Annotated in this window: 14 protein-coding genes and 1 pseudogene; 10 read left to right on the top strand and 5 right to left on the bottom strand. The window is 38.1% G+C overall.

What is annotated here, in order from left to right:
• Positions 1–25: 25 nt before the first annotated feature.
• On the bottom strand, positions 26–1,933 hold the full coding sequence (locus tag KQP79_RS06760) for a PAS domain-containing hybrid sensor histidine kinase/response regulator (RefSeq protein WP_008644426.1): 1,908 nt from the start codon (positions 1,931–1,933) through the stop codon (positions 26–28).
• Between the two features lie 134 nt (positions 1,934–2,067).
• On the opposite strand from KQP79_RS06760, the gene mnmE reads away from it, so the two are divergent.
• Both mnmE and KQP79_RS06750 read left to right on the top strand, forming a co-directional pair.
• The gene (mnmE, locus tag KQP79_RS06755; protein WP_015532568.1) at positions 2,068–3,465 is read left to right on the top strand and encodes a tRNA uridine-5-carboxymethylaminomethyl(34) synthesis GTPase MnmE; all 1,398 of its coding nucleotides are present in this window, start codon (positions 2,068–2,070) and stop codon (positions 3,463–3,465) included.
• 52 nt (positions 3,466–3,517) lie between these two features.
• Positions 3,518–4,360, top strand: coding sequence for a TrmH family RNA methyltransferase (locus KQP79_RS06750; protein WP_061447689.1), 843 nt, complete (start codon positions 3,518–3,520; stop codon positions 4,358–4,360).
• A 14-nt stretch (positions 4,361–4,374) separates the two neighbouring features.
• Here the strand turns inward: KQP79_RS06750 and KQP79_RS06745 are convergent, their stop codons facing one another.
• Together KQP79_RS06745 and KQP79_RS06740 are read right to left on the bottom strand one after the other, a co-directional pair.
• On the bottom strand, positions 4,375–4,851 hold the full coding sequence (locus KQP79_RS06745) for a low molecular weight phosphatase family protein (protein ID WP_061447690.1): 477 nt from the start codon (positions 4,849–4,851) through the stop codon (positions 4,375–4,377).
• Positions 4,852–4,866: 15 nt separating this feature from the next.
• Entirely contained in the window at positions 4,867–5,907 is a 1,041-nt protein-coding gene (locus KQP79_RS06740; protein WP_155728176.1) for an alcohol dehydrogenase, read from the bottom strand.
• A gap of 249 nt (positions 5,908–6,156) precedes the next feature.
• Between KQP79_RS06740 and KQP79_RS06735 the strand changes: the two genes are divergently transcribed.
• The 8 genes and pseudogenes from KQP79_RS06735 to KQP79_RS06700 all read left to right on the top strand — a co-directional run bounded on the left by KQP79_RS06735 (position 6,157) and on the right by KQP79_RS06700 (position 15,651).
• Positions 6,157–8,934, top strand: a complete 2,778-nt coding sequence (locus KQP79_RS06735) for an AAA domain-containing protein (protein ID WP_138343587.1) — start codon at positions 6,157–6,159, stop codon at positions 8,932–8,934.
• A gap of 378 nt (positions 8,935–9,312) precedes the next feature.
• The gene (locus KQP79_RS06730) at positions 9,313–10,389 is read left to right on the top strand and encodes a PDDEXK nuclease domain-containing protein (protein ID WP_138343585.1); all 1,077 of its coding nucleotides are present in this window, start codon (positions 9,313–9,315) and stop codon (positions 10,387–10,389) included.
• A 32-nt stretch (positions 10,390–10,421) separates the two neighbouring features.
• Positions 10,422–10,706, top strand: a pseudogene (locus KQP79_RS06725) (type I restriction enzyme endonuclease domain-containing protein); the annotation flags it as partial.
• Positions 10,703–12,730 (top strand): AAA family ATPase, encoded by a 2,028-nt coding sequence (locus KQP79_RS06720; RefSeq protein ID WP_004316543.1) that lies wholly within the window; start codon positions 10,703–10,705, stop codon positions 12,728–12,730. The pseudogene KQP79_RS06725 and the gene KQP79_RS06720, both read left to right, overlap by 4 nt.
• Complete coding sequence (mcrC, locus tag KQP79_RS06715; RefSeq protein ID WP_004316546.1) at positions 12,730–13,785, top strand: 5-methylcytosine-specific restriction endonuclease system specificity protein McrC; 1,056 nt, start codon at positions 12,730–12,732, stop codon at positions 13,783–13,785. Before KQP79_RS06720 ends, mcrC begins: the two co-directional genes overlap by 1 nt.
• A gap of 263 nt (positions 13,786–14,048) precedes the next feature.
• Positions 14,049–14,456, top strand: coding sequence for a helix-turn-helix domain-containing protein (locus tag KQP79_RS06710; protein WP_004316547.1), 408 nt, complete (start codon positions 14,049–14,051; stop codon positions 14,454–14,456).
• A 35-nt stretch (positions 14,457–14,491) separates the two neighbouring features.
• A complete protein-coding gene (locus tag KQP79_RS06705; RefSeq protein WP_004301999.1) occupies positions 14,492–14,890 on the top strand; it encodes a helix-turn-helix domain-containing protein in 399 nt (132 codons plus the stop codon).
• A 326-nt stretch (positions 14,891–15,216) separates the two neighbouring features.
• Entirely contained in the window at positions 15,217–15,651 is a 435-nt protein-coding gene (locus tag KQP79_RS06700; protein WP_004316548.1) for a DUF6078 family protein, read from the top strand.
• Positions 15,652–15,751: 100 nt separating this feature from the next.
• Here KQP79_RS06700 and KQP79_RS06695 read toward each other — a convergent pair whose 3' ends face one another.
• Both KQP79_RS06695 and KQP79_RS06690 read right to left on the bottom strand, forming a co-directional pair.
• Entirely contained in the window at positions 15,752–17,842 is a 2,091-nt protein-coding gene (locus KQP79_RS06695; RefSeq protein ID WP_234120750.1) for a BT4734/BF3469 family protein, read from the bottom strand.
• Between the two features lie 834 nt (positions 17,843–18,676).
• On the bottom strand, positions 18,677–19,564 hold the full coding sequence (locus KQP79_RS06690; RefSeq protein WP_128858478.1) for a HEPN domain-containing protein: 888 nt from the start codon (positions 19,562–19,564) through the stop codon (positions 18,677–18,679).
• Between the last annotated feature and the right edge of the window lie 184 nt (positions 19,565–19,748).

Genomic DNA, 19,748 nt, shown 5'->3' with positions numbered 1-19,748 from the left:
TGTTAGTTCTCTTTTAGAAAATTAATTATCCGATATAAGATTCTATTGTCTCTTTCAACCTTTCCAAAGAATAGGGCTTTGAGATAACAGCGTTGCATCCTGCCTGAATAGCCTGTTGCTGTTCAGTATAGAAAGCATACGCGGTCACTGCAATAATAGGCACAGTCAGAGAAATAGTACGGATCTTTTCAGTGGCTTGAATACCGTCCATGATCGGCATACGAATATCCATCAGAATCAAATCCGGCTTTTCGCGGATAAAACTATTGATGGCTTCCTGTCCATTGCGTACCCATGAAATAATATATTCCTTATTCAGAAAAATATTAAGTTGGACAAAGTTCGACTCAATGTCTTCTACCACCAATATCTTTTTACGTTTATCCTCATCGACATTCTTCTTATGCGGAAGTCTTCTTTCGGCAACCTCCTTCGGTATTTCCTGATAGGGTAAATAGAGTGCAAACATACTCCCCTGCCCTAATTCTGAAGTTACTTCGATACGGCCGCCCAGTCGTTCTACAATGCTTTTACAAATTGAAAGCCCTAATCCGGTGCCTTGCACAAAATCATTCAGTTTCTCAAACCGGGTGAAAATTTGAGGGAGTTTCTCTTTGGATATACCGCAACCCGTATCGCTGACATACAGTTTCAGCCAGGGTCCTTCATGTTTCAAGCCTAAAGTTATACTTCCCTTTTCCGTATTTTTAATCGCGTTCGACAAGAAATTGAACAATACCTGCATCACACGGTTACGATCAGTAGAAGTCCAGTATTCTCCTTCGGGACGAATCACTTTCAATTCTACATTCGACTTCATCTTCAGCTGGTGCACTTTTTCCACTTCTTCCACTAGTCCTGCGATCTCAACCTGCTGGAAATGCATTTCCGATTTGCCGGATTCAATACGGGAAAGGTCTAAAATATCATTAATCAACTGCAGTAACAGGTTGCTATTTCTCTGAATAATTTCCAGATACTCCATTTTCTCTTCTTCACTTTCTGTCACTGCGATAATCTCCGAAAAACCGACAATAGCATTCAACGGAGTACGAATTTCATGGCTCATATTAGCTAAAAAGACCGACTTCATTTTATCAGCATCTTCCGCACGACGTTTAGCTTCGATCAATTCCTGCGAACGCTGAATCCGGTCTCCGATATCATGTATCAACGCAAGTACCCTGTTTCCTTCAAAGGGGGCGATACGTGCCTGAAAATAATGCAGACTTCCATCCACTTCAAGCGGATATTCTATTTCCTTCAACTTACCATCACGCAAACATTCCCTAATGTTACAAATGAACAAGTCGCTAACCTCCGGTGAATAAATAGATCGTCCATCTGCTCCGCGTAGCACTTCCACAGGGTGAAGCAATATCGTTCCCGGTGCCATCAGGACATCGGTAATAAAGAAATTATCATCAAAAATAAAAATGAATTCCGGCAATGCTTCAATTATTTTGCGATTATACTCTTCCAGATATTTGATATGTTGCTCCTTTTCGCATTGTGAAGTGACGTTCACCGTATATGCCAGCAGTTTACCCGGATGACTTTCGCAACTCTCTTTGTAAGACAGAAAATGATCTTCCAGCCAAATTACTTTCCCTTGTTCACTTATACAACGAACTCTAATTTGTGAGGTCTTAGAGTCTGATGAAAGCATTTCTGCAAAGGCTTGTTTATAGAATTCAATATCTTCCGGATGAATAAACCGATAGAAATCATCTATATCTTCAAAAATGATCCCGGCATCCTTTAATCCCAGTGTAAAAAAATAATCGTTTGAAAAGGAGCATTTGCCCGTAATGATATCATATTCCCACAAAGCTATTTGATGAGCTGCAAGGACAGAAAGTATTTCTTGTGAGTTCTCCCGTATGAGTTCACTCTTTTCATTGGAAGAATATAAATTAATCGCTGGTTCCATAAGCATTATTGTTTTATTTTGTTTGGTGTACCACTGCATGGCAGCAAATATAAACAAATAAAGCACAAGTTGTGCTCAATTTTCTGTTTTTTACTTAGAAACAATTATCTTTGCTCATCCAAAAAGAAAAAACAATGATTCAAGATACTATCTGTGCCATCGCTACCGCTCAAGGCGGTGCTATCGGAAGCATCCGCGTTTCCGGTCCGGAAGCTATTTCTATTACCGGCAGCATCTTCAAGCCAGCCAAAGCTGGCAAATTATTGAGCGAACAAAAACCATATACTTTGACATTCGGGCGTATTTATGACGGAGACGAGATGATTGATGAAGTGCTCGTCAGCCTTTTCCGTGCTCCTCATTCGTATACGGGAGAAGACAGTACGGAAATCACGTGTCATGGTTCCACTTATATTCTTCAACAGGTAATGCAGTTGCTTATTAAAAACGGTTGCCGCATGGCCCAGCCGGGAGAATATACGCAACGTGCTTTCCTCAATGGAAAAATGGATTTAAGTCAGGCAGAAGCTGTGGCGGACTTGATTGCTTCTTCATCTGCTGCCACTCACCGATTGGCAATGAGCCAGATGCGGGGTGGATTCAGTAAAGAGCTGACAGATCTACGCAACAAGTTGTTGAATTTCACTTCCATGATTGAATTGGAGTTGGATTTCAGCGAAGAGGATGTGGAATTTGCCGATCGTTCGGCATTAAGGAAACTGGCAGATGAAATTGAACAGGTCATTTCGCGGTTGGCTCATTCATTTAGTGTCGGGAACGCCATTAAGAATGGTGTTCCCGTAGCTATCATCGGTGAAACAAATGCCGGAAAATCGACTTTACTGAATGTATTATTGAATGAGGATAAAGCCATTGTCAGTGATATTCACGGGACAACACGTGATGTAATCGAAGATACTGTCAATATCGGAGGAATCACTTTCCGGTTCATTGATACCGCCGGAATCCGGGAAACCAATGACACGATTGAAAGTTTGGGTATTGAACGTACTTTTCAGAAGTTGGATCAGGCGGAGATTGTTCTTTGGATGGTAGATGCTGTGAATGCCGCTTCTCAAATTGAACAGTTATCGGAGAAAATAATTCCACGTTGCGAAGGAAAACATTTGATTGTTGTATTCAATAAGGCTGATTTGATTGAAGATAAACAGAAAGAGAATGTATTATCTTTATTAAAAGACTTCCCCAAAGAATCTACGGAATCTATTTTCATCTCGGCCAAACAACGGAAGAATACAAGTGAGCTACAAAAAATGCTTATTGATGCCGCACACTTGCCTACAGTGACACAGAATGATATTATTGTGACAAACGTAAGACATTACGAAGCTTTAAACAAAGCTTTGGAAGCTATTCATAGAGTACAAAACGGACTTGATTCGCAGATTTCCGGGGATTTTCTTTCGCAAGACATACGAGAGTGTATCTTCTTTATTTCGGACATAGCGGGGGAGGTTACGAATGATATGGTGCTTCAAAATATCTTTCAACATTTTTGTATTGGTAAGTAAGAAGCGCATACTATCATTGCTGCAATAAAATAGATCGTTTAAAGAAATCACTATGCCCATTATAGAAATATCATCCTTAACAGACTCCGGAGTAGAAATATTCAGTACCCTCACCGAAGCTCAATTACGGAATCGTATCGAGCCTGATAAGGGATTGCTTATTGCAGAAAGCCCCAAAGTTATCCATGTAGCTCTGAATGCTGGTTATGAGCCTTTAGCCCTCTTGTGTGAACAGAAGCATATCACTGGTGATGCCGCTGGCATCATTGAACGTTGTGGTGATATACCTGTCTATACCGGTGAAAGAAAGTTACTTGCCACATTGACCGGATATACACTGACGCGCGGTGTCCTCTGTGCCATGCGTCGTCGGGCACTACCAAGTGTAGAGGAGGTGTGCCGGAAAGCCCGGCAGATCGTAGTCATTGAGGGCGTGGTAGACGCTACTAATATCGGAGCCATCTTCCGTTCCGCAGCCGCCTTGGGAATAGATGCTATATTATTAACACGCAATTCTTGTGATCCGTTAAACCGACGTGCAGTCAGGGTTTCGATGGGTTCTGTCTTCCTGATACCATGGACTTGGTTGGACGGTTCTCCCAATGAGTTGCGTAAACAGGGTTTCCGTACAGTCGCTATGGCACTCACGGAGAAATCAATCTCTATCGATAATCCTATCTTAGCAACCGAACCCAAGTTAGCCATCGTAATGGGAACAGAGGGGGATGGTCTTCAAAACGAAACAATCAATGAGGCGGACTATGTAGTCCGCATTCCTATGGCAAACGGTGTCGATTCTCTCAATGTAGCCGCCGCATCCGCTATTGCTTTCTGGCAACTTCGCGTTCAAAATGACACAGATCTGCCACCATCACCGGATGATGTACATATATGATTTTACTTATATTCCTACTCACACCTACAATACGTATTTGCGCCACAGGAACAGCGAGGTAACAACTTTTCCATCAATTCACTTCGAAAGAACTCATACAGTTCTTTATGCATGATGTCATATAGTGCCCTAACCCGTTCTTCCTGCTCATCTTCTACATGAATTCCTCCCTGAAAGGGATCTGTAAAGTTGAAAGAAACGTATTTTCTCACTACCCCCTGCATTTCCTTTTGCACTTCCTCCGCTTCCGAACAAAGGGTAATGACATAATCCCACGTCTGTTGGGCATATGTCGCAACGTCACAGGGCTTTCTACGCGAAAAGTCATATCCATTTTGTTCCATCACTTGGCAAACAACGTCAGGGACAGAATTTCCAGCCAAAATACCGGCAGTACTAATCTTCATCCCTCTACCGAAGGAGTTCAAAATTTCCTGTGCCATACGACTGCGGCACATATCATTATTACTTACTATAAGTATATGCTTCATACACAAATTCTATTTTTATTTATTTCCTGATATAGCTACTTTAATAACTCCATCTAATTTGTTTTCAAAGATACGATAGGCCTCCTCAATCTCATTCAACGGAAATCGATGTGTAATAAGAGGAGTAGTATCAATTTTCCCTTCCTCAATCAGCATGAGAATCTCGTTACAATCGCAGCCATCCACTCCACCTGTTTTAAAAACCAAATTCTTGCCATACATATCAGGTAAAGGAAGAAGTTGTGGTTTATCATAGAGGGCTACAATCGTGACAATAGCATTAGGACGGGCACAATCCCAAGCCAAATGGAAGGAATCGTCACCCCCTGCCACTTCCAAAACAACATCTGCTCCACCATGGTCACTGTTCTTGAGAACAAAATCCTTGCAGTTTTCCGGTTCAGTCACCAACACATCAGGATAATGCTCGCGGACAAACCGAATTCTTTCAGGAGACTTTTCACAGACAATAATGCGTTTTGGTTTCTTCAGCATCACACACAACAAAGTACAAATCCCGGTAGGCCCGGCACCGATGATAAGAACAGTATCTTCCACGGTTATTTCCGAGATGCGTGTTGCCCAAAAGCCTGTTGCAAGCACATCACCGACAAACAAAGCTTGTTCATCACTCACTGTATCCGGAATACGATTCAAACCTTGATCCGCATAAGGAACTCTGACATATTCCGCCTGACCGCCATCAATTCGGCAACCTAAAGCCCAACCGCCATTAGGATCAGTACAGTTATTCACATATCCATGCTTACAGAAAAAACACTCACCGCAGAAAGTTTCGACATTCACAGTCACCCTGTCACCAGGCTTCACCGAAGTGACATTAGCCCCTACTTGTTCTACCACACCTACCATCTCATGCCCGACAGTTATTCCGGGCACAGCACGCGGCACACTGCCATGTTTAATATGAAGATCACTGGTGCAGATGCTACCAAGTGTTACACGCACGATTGCATCCCGTGAATCCTTTATTTCCGGTCTCGCTTTCTCCTGCAATTCAAACTTTCCGTGTTCAATATATGTGTATGCAAGCATAATATCCTCCTTGTTCATTAATGTATACCTTGCAAAGATAATGATTTCATTGGCAAAACAAATCTCTTTTATCACGTTCAATACTCCCAAACCGAATCTCACTCTATATTTATAACAATACAAAGCTGAATAAAGTCATTCACTGTTTTTTCTACTTCAGTTTTGATATTCTGGAAAATATTCTTACTTTTATATCCAAAATAATAAATAAAAACACCAGCACGACTTATTATATTTACACACAAGCCTATGATAGATACTTCCGAAAATCTGATTATTATAAAAGGACAAATCAAGACTCCCGAAATAGAGAGCTGCCAAAATCATAATGGCAACTATAAGGTAGTATTCCGAAATGTTCCTAGTGCGTATACTTACAAAGAAGAAAATGTCCTTTGGCTGACTGATCCGGACAAACCGGACCCCAATAATTATCAAATAATCAGTAAAGGGAGAACTTTATCAAATATCAAAGCCTTATCTATTTTTAAGGCCGGATCACACAACTATTGGCACATTCGTTTTCTGAATGGTAAAGAGTATGATTACAGAGAAAAGGACTTAGAAATTATCGAATCATGCTTGGGAGAGAGTCGTTCGAAAAGTATATTCAAATATTTGAAGAAAGTTGCCGATGCGAACGAATTGAAAGCTGATGACGGAACGAAGCTATTGGCAAAACAATATGAAAAGATTCATTTTATCGCAAACAACAGAGCTATTGCTGTATACCTGAATCCTCAAAAATATAAAATGCAGCCCCAGACTGCCTCAACCTTGATTTTTCCTTTTGGTTGTAATGCAAGCCAGCAAAAAGCAGTCCAGGCAGCTTTTGAGAATCAAATCAGCGTTGTGCAAGGACCTCCGGGAACCGGAAAGACACAAACGATTCTGAACATCATTGCCAATATCCTTGTGCGTGGTAAGACTGTTCAGGTAGTATCTAATAATAACTCCGCCATTGTCAATGTACTTGAGAAGTTATCCAAATACGATATGGGATTCATTGTTGCATTGCTTGGCAGCACAGCTAACAAAGAGAAATTCATCGAAACTCAAGAAGAGGAAAAACAATATCCGGAGCACTTTGAGTCATGGCATGATACGGATGCCGACCAACCTCAATTTCTCAATCAGATACATCATCAGACAGAAGAACTAAAAAGCATATTTTCCAAACAGGAATGCCTTGCCATGGCAAGACAGGAAATACAAGCTTTAAAAATAGAGTGGCAACATTATCTGCAAGAGTTCGGAACAAAAGAATTTACTCTCCAACAACGGAAAAATTCCAGCTCGGCAGACCTTCTGAATTTATGGAATGAATGTCAACAATTTGCAGAAAAAGAGCAATCATCAAGTCTTCGGGGAATAGCAGCTTTTATTCAACGGTTGAAATGGTTCTTCTTTAAATTCAGGAGCAAAACGATTTGTAAAATCCCCGATAAAGGTTTCTATAAACGGGAGATGAGTTTGATTATCGCCGACTTCCAAATCTTATTCTACCAAACAAAGTATGCAGAGCTGGAAGTCGAAATAGACACATTAGAAAAGGAGCTTGCCAACAAAGATGCAGCAGAAATGGCTAGACAAATGGCCGATACATCAATGAAATTTCTAAAGAATCAGTTATTTCATACCTATGGCAATAATCATGACAAGCCCATCTTTACGCTCCCTGATCTAAAAAATAATTGGCGAGAGGTACAAAAAGAATACCCTATTATATTAAGTACTACCTTTTCATCATTAAGCAGTCTGCAACGAGATGCCGTATATGATTATATCATTATGGATGAAGCGTCACAGGTTTCCGTTGAAACCGGAGCTTTAGCCTTGTCATGTGCTAAAAATGCAATCATTGTCGGTGACACCATGCAACTTCCCAATGTGGTCACGGAAGAAAATAAGGAAACGCTAAACTTTATCGCCAATGCGTGCCTGATTAAACCGGAATATGATTGTGCCAATATGAGTTTTTTGCAATCCGTCTGCAAAGTTATTCCAAATGTACCGCAGACCTTGTTACGGGAACATTATCGATGCCATCCTCGAATCATCAACTTCTGTAATCAGAAATTTTATGGTGGAGATCTTGTCATCATGACACGTGATAAAGGAGAAGAGGATGTCATTTGTGCCATACGGACAGCCAAAGGTAACCACTCCCGCAGCCACATGAATCAACGGGAAATAGATGTTATCAAAGAAGAAGTACTACCGAATCTATCTTATGAAACAGATGAAATTGGCGTCATAGCTCCATATAACAAACAAGTAGATGCAGTAAAATCCGCACTTGAAGAGGATATTGATGTTGCAACAGTCCACAAATTTCAGGGAAGAGAAAAGGATGCTATCATTATGACCACTGTCGACGATGTCATCACTTCCTTTTCCGACGATCCCAACCTGCTCAATGTTGCTGTTTCGCGGGCTAAGTCACAATTCTATTTAGTCGTATCGGGAAACGAACAACCCAAAGACTGCAATATCAGCGATTTGATCGCTTATATCGAATATAACAATGGCACTGTTTCCACCAGTAAGATTCATTCTATATTCGATTATCTATATGAGCAATATACAGATGCCCGAATAGCCTATTTGAAGAAGCACAAAAAAATATCCGAATATGATTCCGAGAATCTTACATTTGCCTTACTTAAAGATATTCTGAAAGAGAATATCAATATGCGTCATTTGAATATCATTTGCCATTTACCACTCTATATGTTGATTCAGGATTATTCTCTATTGAATGAAGAGGAAAGCAAATATGCTGCAAATATAAATACTCATATTGATTTTCTAATTTATAATCGTGTAAGCAAACAACCGGTATTGGCTATTGAGACGGATGGTTATGCATTCCACAAATCGGGGACGAGTCAGTCAGAACGTGATATTAAAAAGGATCGTATCTTAGAGTTGTACGGAATTCCATTGGTGAGATTGTCTACTATTGGTAGTAATGAGAAGAAAATTATTGAGGATAAGTTAAGCGAAGTATTAAACTTGCATTAGAATGTTCATTGCAAATCATTTTTTTGTTAGAATAGAAGTTTCTGCATATTCTAACAACCAAAAGAATAAATTTTACTCCAACTATAACAATTACATCAATAATAATACCTACATTTACTTCTCATTTAAAGTACGACAGCACAATGGAAATTAATTTCTACTTTTAATACATTAATTAAAATGCGGATAAGATACAATACATATAACAATAAGAATCATCTGTTTTACAAAAATAGGCAGATAAATAAACCGTATTTCGACCAAATACTAAGAAATGAACAGGAAAGTATTAGGTTAACAATTCTACGCGACACACTTCTCCCGAAGCTGATGTCAGGAGAACTAAAAATTAACGCAACTGAAGTATTATAGATTACGATGAACAAGTCAATAAACATACTTGATAAAGAATATCTGCAATGGGTGAAAGACCTTTGCGGTCGCTATCGCCAAAGCCAAATAAAGGCAGCGGTGAAAATAAATGTGGAACAGTTGAAATTCAACTGGCTTTTAGGTCGTGACATTGTTGAATTACACGTAGAAGAACGCTGGGGCGAAAGTGTTATCACTCAATTGAGCAAAGATTTACGTGAAGCTATACCCAATGCGGCAGGTCTGTCAAAGAGCAATATTTACTATTGTAGGAAGTTTTATTTGTTATATAAGGATGCTCTGAAAACTTTCCACCAACTTGGTGGAAAAAATGAAACGGAATTATTCCACCAAGTTGGTGGAATATTTGAAGTCCCATGGAGACACCATTGCTTGATAATGGATAAAGTAAAAGACGATATAGACAAAGCTCTGTTCTATGTTCACCAGACGGTGGAGAACGGCTGGAGTCGTAGTATGCTGCTCAATTTCATTAGCACCGACCTTTATGAGCGGCAGGGCAAGGCACTGACTAACTTTACAAAAACATTGCCTGATGCGATGAGCGACCTTGCACAGGAGTTGACCAAAGACCCCTACAATTTTGCTTTCACGGGTATAACTGGGCGTTACAATGAACGATTGCTCAAAGATGCTCTACTGAATAACATTACCCGATTCCTGATTGAACTGGATACGGGTTTCGCTTATGTGGGCAAAGAATATCGTTTAGAAATAGGCGAAACGGAAAACTTTATCGACTTACTCTTTTATAATCTTTCGCTTTCCTGCTATGTAGTGGTAGAGGTAAAGATCGGTAAATTTGCTTTTGCCGACATCGGTCAATTAGGTGGATATGTGGTGGCTTGCAATCATTTGCTGCGTAAGGAAGGACGGGATAACCCAACCATCGGCTTACTGATTTGCAAAGAGAAAGACCGCATACAAGCCCAGTATGCTTTGGAGTCGAGCAGCCAACCTTTGGGTATTTCCGAATATGATCTGGAGAAGTTCTATCCCGAAAAAGTGGAAGGTACCATGCCTACCATTGAAGAGATAGAAGCTAAATTAAGAGATAACTAACAATGAAACCAACGATTTAAACTGCTAAATTCTCAATCGACTGGCAGAAGAAAGAATCCGCCAGAGCAGGGATGCGTCGTATGATAAAAAGACTTCTGAAAAAATACAAATATCCACCAGAAGAAGCTGAAAATGCACTGGAAACAGTTATTCATCAATGTGAACAATGGACTGATAATGATTCTGATAATTACAACTCATTACTCAACGAAACTAGAAAATATGATTTTCATAACGAAACATATCCTCCAATGGCGGCAGATGAAAGAGTTGAATATTATACCCCAAAGAACAACAATAAAAATACCCTATTATGAATATAGACATAAATAAGTTAGAGAAGGAAATAAAAGATTATAAGACAAATTTCTTCTCCTCTTGGAATGATGAAAAGTATAAATGGGAAGCAGTAAGCTGGTTTCAATCCCATTGGGATATCAAGTCCCCAGATTTCACACAAATGCTTAAAACTTCTCTTTCGAAAACTCAAAATCTTCTAGGAGCACAACATTATTTTCCTAGACGCATGATAAAGAATTTCGCAATGGTTGCCCCTGAAGATGTAAGAAAGATGTTTATTGATTTATATAATGAACATATTCCCCTTTCCGATCGAATTTATAAATTTATTAAAGAATCAGACTTTATACTTGAGAAATACAAAAGCACTTGGAGAAATCACTTTCAAGATTATAGAACAATAAGCACCTATTTATGGCTTAGATATCCAGAACGATATTACATATTTAAACCAAGGGAATTCTCGCGAGTATCTCAAATTTTAAATACTAGTTACACCTTCAAAAAAGGTGCTACTCCCAATACTGTATTGCAAGCATACGAATTATATAATGAAATCAAATGGATTTTGCAACAAGATACAGAACTGAAAGCAATGCTTTCTGATGTCCTCACTCGCACTCCGAATTGTGATCCAGATCTCGAATTGACAACTACTACTGTAGATTTTCTATACTTCTTAGATAAGAATAATCAAAAAAGTCAAAAAACATTTCAGATAGCAGGAAAAAAGCAAGAAAAAGACATCCCTCCTTTAACTCCCCCTACTTCCAAACTTCACTACTGGTGGCTAAATGCTAATCCTCAAATGTGGAGTTTGTCCAATTGGAGCATAGGAGAAATTCAGTCTTACACTTTATATAATGACAATGGAAATAAACGTCGTGTATTCCAGAATTTCTTAGATGCAGAAGCTGGTGACATAGCAATCTGTTATGAAGCAACTCCTACCAAACAAGTAGTTGCACTTGCTAAGATTTACAAAAAGAATGATGGAAAACATATCTATTTCCAAAAAACAGAATCGCTTACTTATCCTATTGATTATTCGATTTTAAAAAACTGCGAGGAACTCAATAATATGGAGTTCTTTGCTAATCCTAATGGCAGTTTATTCAAACTTACCCAAAATGAATATGATTTCATTATGGATATAATTCGAGACACAAATCCTATTAAACGAACAAATGAAAATATCGGCCGATACACAGATGAAGATTTTCTAAATGACGTATTTCTTGATGAACAAGAACTCAAAACTCTAAAAAGTATACTCAAATACAAAAAAAATATCATATTGCAGGGAGCCCCGGGAGTAGGTAAAACATACTCTGCCAAACGACTGGCTTATACAATAATGGGAGAAAAAGATGATTCAAGAATCTCAATAGTCCAATTCCATCAAAATTATTCATACGAAGATTTTGTTATGGGTTATAAACCTCAAGAAGAAAAATTCGAACTAAAAAAGGGAATATTTTACAAATCTTGTATTACTGCCGGAAATGATCCAGAACACGATTATTTTTTCATAATTGATGAAATCAATCGTGGTAATATGAGTAAAATATTCGGAGAATTATTAATGCTAATTGAAAAAGATTACCGTAATGTTAAAATAGCATTAGCACACAATGGAGAACTTTTCTCTGTGCCAAACAATCTCCACATCATAGGTATGATGAACACCGCAGATCGCAGCTTGGCTATGATTGATTATGCATTGAGAAGAAGATTTTGTTTCTACAACATGAAACCAGGATTTGATTCAATCGGCTTCCAAAAGTACCAAAATGAATTACATAATACCACTTTCGACAAATTAATTGAAACGATCAAGAGATTAAATGATGAAATATCTAGAGATGAATCACTCGGTGACGGATTCCAAATAGGACACAGTTATTTATGTGGATTAAAATCTTGTGATAAAGTAAAAGAAATTATATTCTATGACATTATTCCTATGTTACATGAATATTGGTTTGATGATAAACAAAAAGTTGATTTTTGGGAAAATGAACTAAAGAGCTTATTCTAATGACAAATGACAAAAATATATTAATCAAAAATATTTATTACATGCTAGCTTATGCCTTTCAGGTACTTAAGCGTAACAACTATGCAAGTATAGCTTCTGAAAAATTCGAGCATATAGAAGACTTGTTTGCAGAAATTCTATCGCGAGGTATTTCGTATCAATTAAAACAAGGATTATATCGTGAATATGTACCAAGAACAGAATCACTACCTACAATGAGAGGGAAAATTGACATAACAAAAACTATTAAACATAGAATACAATGTCAGCAGATCCTATCATGCGAATTTGATGAACTATCAGAAAATAATATATTTAATCAAATATTAAAAACTACAATCAGTATTCTTCTCCAAGGAAAGATAGTAGCCAAAGAACGAAAAAACAAATTAAAGAAAGTCCTACCATTCTTCGTCAACATTAATACCATTGAACCATCCATCGTAAAGTGGAATACACTCTATTTTCAACGTAATAATCAGACCTATAAAATGCTGATGAATATTTGTTATTTTATTTTGGAAGGTTTACTACAGACAACTGAAGATGGTAAATACCACATGGCAACTTTCTCTGATGAATATATGCATCGGCTTTATGAGAAATTTGTATTAGAATATTACAAAACAGAACATCCTGAATTAAAGACCAGTACTTCCCGAATAAAATGGAATATTGACTATCAATCCGATAACAAAGCACTAGAATTACTTCCATGTATGCAATCAGATATCATGTTAGAATACAATGGAAGAACGCTTATTATTGACACCAAATATTATTCGCAAACAATGCAAAAACAATATAACAAACAAACCCTTCATTCTAACAACTTATACCAAATTTTCACCTATGTGAAAAACTATGATATACAAAATTCAAGCAATGTTGCAGGTATGCTTTTATATGCAAAAACTAATGAAGAAATTACTCCTGATTTAGAAACCAGTATATGTGGAAATAGAATCTATGTCAAAACTCTCGACTTATATACAGATTTCAAAAATATTGCTTCCCAATTAGATGAAATAATAAGCTATATAAAGATACATTAAACACATATAGACTCATTGTGTATTTTAAGCATCATCCGATGAATCCCATATTTATAAGATTATAAACAAATATTTATTTCGTTCCTCCCCAAATTACATAACCTTAAACATACTACTAATAGAAATCAGCAACAAATTCCATTAAGTAAATAACCAAAACTACAGAAACAAAAACATACACTAAAAAATAAAGCACACTTTCATTTGAATTAAACTGTTTCTTGTTATCTTTGCCTAGACGTATTCATTTAAAGAACAATAATATGGATGTTGAAATAAAAGAGAAGGAAAACCGGAGACATGTCGGACGCAATTTACAAAGGATTCGTGTATATTTAGGCATGAAACAGGAAGCACTGGCCGCCGATCTTGGTGTAAATCAGCAGGTCATTTCAAAGATTGAGAAACAAGAGGAAATAGAAGAAGGCTTTCTAAAAAGAATTGCTGAAGTGTTGGGAATATCCGAAGAAGTCATTAAAGACTTTGATGTTGAAAAGACGATTTTCAATATTAATCATCATAATTATAAGGATGCAAATATCTCTGAAGGTGCTACTACATACGCCATCGTTCAACAAATAAATCCACTTGAAAAAATAGTTGAGTTATATGAGCGTTTGTTGAAAAGTGAGCAAGATAAAATTGAGATCCTGAAAAAACATATGAAATAATCACTGCTAGATTCAGCAATCTAATATATAGAAGAATGGAAACAATAGAAAATATAAAATCAAATCACCTTCACCTTGGGAAAAAGATAGAACGTGTACGCAGACTTCGCGGTATGACTCAAACGGAGCTAGGCCAATTATTAGGAATAACCAAGCAAGCTGTTTCAAAAATGGAACAAACCGAGAAAATTGATGATGAACGATTAGAAAAAATAGCCTCTGCATTAGGAGTTACTACCGACGGATTGAAAGAGTATAACGAAGAAACGGTTTTATATAACACAAATAATTTTTACGAGAATTGCGGTGTAAAAAATGCAATTGGTAATAACCAAACATTCAATAATTTTCCCATAGAACAAACGATTGAACTCTTTGAGAAACTGTTAGAGAAACAGAAAGAACAATTTGAGAGCTTAAAAAAAGAGAAATAGATGACCTTTATAAAATACTCAACTTCGTTTATAACAATTATTTCCCTAAGGGAGTTGTAGATGAATTGATTTCCTCAAAGAACAAAGAAATTGATTGGCTAAAAATAGAGATAAAGAACCTTAAACAAGAAAGAGAAACCTTGCTGCAAATAATTAGGGATATGTATTGAGTATCCCTAATTACCAAATGTTGATAAGAAATCCCCATTACATACAAATAAAACAATCCCAACGCTTCCCATTCCCAAAATAAAGTCCTACTTTTGTGAAGAATTCTGTTTGCAATATTTACAACAGTATTTCACAAATAAAATAAACCCTACAAAATGAAAGAAGAACCCGACAGTCTGTCTGTCCCTTACAATTTTGCCCGTTGTTTCAACGCTCAATGTCCACAAGCCTCCAAATGCCTGCGCCACATAGCTACACAACTTGATACAACAGATTACCTTTATATCTCCATCGTTAATCCGGCACGTTATCCTGCGGATGGAAACCAATGCGAATGTTTCAAAACTACAGTAAAAGTCCATGTGGCATGGGGACTTAAACAGTTGCTTAACAGAATCCCCTATGAGGATGCAGTCAGTATCAGAATACAATTGGTCGGACACTATGGAAAAACAGGATATTATCGGTTCTATCGCGGAGAACGAGGACTTATGCCTAAAGACCAAGCCTACATCAGACAACTATTCCGTAATAAAGGGATAAAAGAAGAACCAACTTACCAACGTTACACAGAAGAATATATTTGGTAAGTTGCTGTCATCTGTCACAGATTAGGAGTTAATAGTTTAGTAATGAACCGATAAGACTGTGACAGCAAGAGGTGACGGCAGGGTGACGGCATTTTTGCCGTCACCTGGTTATTAGTCTTACAACATGATAGAGTGTACCGCTACGCGTATGTTTGGAAGGTATTTCTTGCTTTTTCAGTATTCTTCCGAAAGAATTAACCCTCTTGACAGACATCGGGATTGAACTGCCTTTTTGAATATCTTCCATAATCTCCGCTGGAGACAGCCACTCCCCTTCTTCAGGCTGTGCGGCACGGAAATAACGGAAGAAAAGTTGCTCTTCCGGCGGGACTTGTTCAAATTCACGGTTGTTTTCCACCATGATCTTTTCTTCCTCCTGGTCGAACCAGTAACGTTCGCCATGTTCCAATTCGTACATAGCTTGTGCGTAAAGCTGCTCATAGTCTATCGGACGATTGGTATCAATCACTCCGGTCACTTCGATACAAATAAAACGACGACTGCCGGAAGGGTCGGTCAACAAGTCTTTTTGGTTACTTGTAGCTATGAATGAGGCGTAACGACGCATTTCAAGCACGGCACTGCCATGAGGTTTCTTCACATTCAGTACAGGCTTTTGCAGAATATGTTTCAGGAAGCCTTGTTGTGTCGAACTCACTTGGTCAAATTCATCGATATTGATAAGCGCAAAACGATTGAGGTAAAGTTCGGCATCTTTCTTTCGGGAGAAATCAATGCTGTCAGTATAGTAGGAACGCTCGGAAGGAGGCATTATGCTCCGGCAAAAGGTGGATTTACGTGTTCCTTGTGGTCCGACAAGTAAGGGCGAAACACTGTTTGCATACTTTTTATTGCTTCCTTTCCAATGAGAAACCATATTGAGGAACCAACGGTGGAACAAATCCATCCAATACGGATTCTTACAAGGGACGGTGGCTGCCAATGCACGAATACGGTCTTTACCGTCCCATGCGGGAAGCCGGTAGAGAAAATCTTCCAACGGGTTGAATACAGGCACGCGATTGGAGTAAATATAACGACTAATATCCCTATCCCACAACGGGATACCTTCCATTTGTGCATCCAAAGCAATGCTGTTCAGCGCACGTTTGTCGAGAGGATTGAAGCGGAAACGGAAAGAAAGCCTTTCACGATATTCTACCTCACCAATTTGGGTATTATGGCGGAATTCATAGCGGCGTTTCATGAATTCTTCAGTCTGCAAGGCGAGTTGCTGCTCTTTGCTTAGGCTGATATTCTTGCCGAAGCCTTTGCACTCGGTATATATATTGCCAATCATTTGCCGGATAAGCTCTTCCTGTTTATACATATAGAAGTGGAAAACAGTACGTTTCACGACTTCTTCTTGTGGAAGTCCCGAAGCAAAACAGTTTTTAGCCAGTTGGACGACTAAAGGATGCCATGTGTCTTCGCGCAATTCGAGTCCCGCTTCCCGGAGATCCGCATACGCTTTCCGAAAAGCGGCTTCGAAAAGCATCAGGAAGGCATTTTCCGCATCATATCCCGGCACGGCACGGGTCAATGGAGATTTCTCCGCCTGAACCGCTTCACGGAAAGTGGTTTCTTCGGGCATGGATGACGGTTGAGAGAGATAAAATTGAACAGAATCCGGACGATATATGATGTCCGGGTCGTGGGATAATCGCGAATATTGTTCCAGGGTCGGTTCTTTGGGAAGTATATCGAACGGGATTTGGGGCTGATAACACTTTACAGCCAGTCGGTAGGCGTGGGCGTGGAATAGTTCCGCTTCTTCCCGTGTTTTTGGAAGGGAGTTGTCCGGACGGGTGAAGGTAGTCCATATTTTCACCGTTTTGCCACTTGAACCCATAAAAACACAACGGGTTTGTGGTTGCTCACAGGCTTTTTGTTTCACTAAAGCGATTTCCGACTTATTGGATAAAGGGCCAATGGTCAGTTCTACAATACCGTTGTAGTTTTTCATCTGTTTCTGGCCGTTTACTTTACGGAATTCAGCGGCAGGAATTATCTTGGGCAGTTTATCAGCAAACATACACCGTTCATCGGAAAGGGTATATCGCAGATGTTCTCTGAATGTAGAAACAGGACGGGATTTTATTTCTGTCTTTATCTTATTTACCAGTATATCAAGATCCATTACGCTAAGCGCTATCGTATCTTCGTTCTTACGAAATTGAGTAATTTTCATTAATTTGATAATAATTTGTTTTGTCAGCGTCTTTGTGATCGTTGAGACTGCTAAATTACTCATATTATTCGGGACTGACAAGAAAAACAAGATTTTAATATAGAAAATTATTGATATATCAAGTGCCTATTTAGCCGAGAGATACGGGATTGTTATCACTCAATTACGGTTCAAGTTAGTTTTCTCTGCTTTGAACTAAAGTTTCAGCTAGGAGAAACTCTAGTTTCATCGGTAAGAAACCAATGGTTTCAAGTAATTGGAACTAGAGTTTCAAGCGTATGAAACTAAAGTTTCCAACCGCATAACCAACAGTTTCACGCCTTGAAACCGTTAGTTTAAAGGCAGGACACAATTCATAAGTGCGGAGATAACAAATTGAACGACTTATTCATTTATGGCTGATACTATTCATTTTTAAACAAAGCTTTATTTTGTCTTTGTTTTTTAGGTGACAGCATTATTGCTATCACACTGCTGTCACCTTGTGCTGTCACATCATTAAGTACTTATAATCTGTAAGTTAGATTACAACCTGTGACAGATGACAGATATATTTTGTTTTTCATTTCATAGAGAGCGAATCCTGAGTTCAAGTTATAAATGCGACACCTCCTTATTTCACTAGGAACAATTATTCCGCCATTATATCATAATATTAAATATTCGGTAGGAAAAATGTGATTTTATACTAAAAGTTCGGTAGAAAAAGTGTAGTCTTTATTGGACTACCAATTAAATAATACGACAAATGGCACAAAGTTCACAGCTTGCATCACAGCGCGCATCGGCCGAGTTACCTTAATATTTTAGGAACATCCCCATAAAATATACCAATTATTGCATCATCATATCATATTCCGCAATTTTCTCCTTACACAAGCGTTCAGTAACATCTCGCAGAATATCTACACGGGAAATAAGATATTCCAGTTGTTCTTGTGAGATACTGAAATCTTTGTTATAACGAGCTTCAATGTAAGAACGACATAATAAATCAAAACATTCTTTCTCTGTATCCGTATTTTGAGGAAAGACAGTAGTTAATTCCATAGAAAAACGCTTTACCATCCCACCAAATTCTTTGATTTTATGACTCTTCGGACGATAGTTCGTAAAGACCATCAGAATACAATTATAAAGTTTCTCACATGTCTGATGAAGCAAAAACGCAGAAATTTTATTTTGTTTTTCAGGCAAATAAAATTTATTCACTCCTTCCAAAAGCCCACAAGCGTATGGATATAATTCATCAAATTCTTTTTGTGCAATATCCCGAATCTCTTTAAAACTCAACTTCCGTGGTTTAGCCAATTCGTGTTTGCCACTATTATAAAGCATAACACCCTCCTTTACTATATCTGTAAAGAAATACTGGCTGACTTCCAGATTACGGTTTACGGTATTAATATGTTCTACAACAAATTGTGGAAAAGCATGACGACGACCAGCAAACAAATCATGATATTGATTCGTAATACGGTGCAATTTTCTTTCCACATATTTAATCTGTCCGGTCACGACGACAAGAATATCGTAATCACTCTGATAGGAAGTATGAACACCAAATTCTATATTACTGTCCCATAAAACATAGTTTCCCCTTGCATAACTTCCGAACAGGATAACCATCTGACAATTTTCGATGCTTTTACGCACTAAATCCAGCAAGACAGTCAATTCTTCCTGTGTACGTTTAGGTAAACGTTTTATAGACTTTTTCATTATCATTTTTATTTGTAACTTTACAAAGGTACGAACTTTGCCATACCCTAGCAACAAAGATACAAAAAACTTATAATAAAGTATTTTTTAATTTGATTCTTATATTTGAAAACAGAATCCAAACATAAAAGAAACATCTGAATCCTGTTTTCTCATTTACACAAAATATTTCATAGGAGTATAT

Origin of the sequence: Bacteroides sp. DH3716P (assembly GCF_025914115.1) — a bacterium.
Classification (GTDB): Bacteria; Bacteroidota; Bacteroidia; order Bacteroidales; family Bacteroidaceae; genus Bacteroides; species Bacteroides ovatus.
This window is presented reverse-complemented; position numbering and strand designations above follow the sequence as displayed.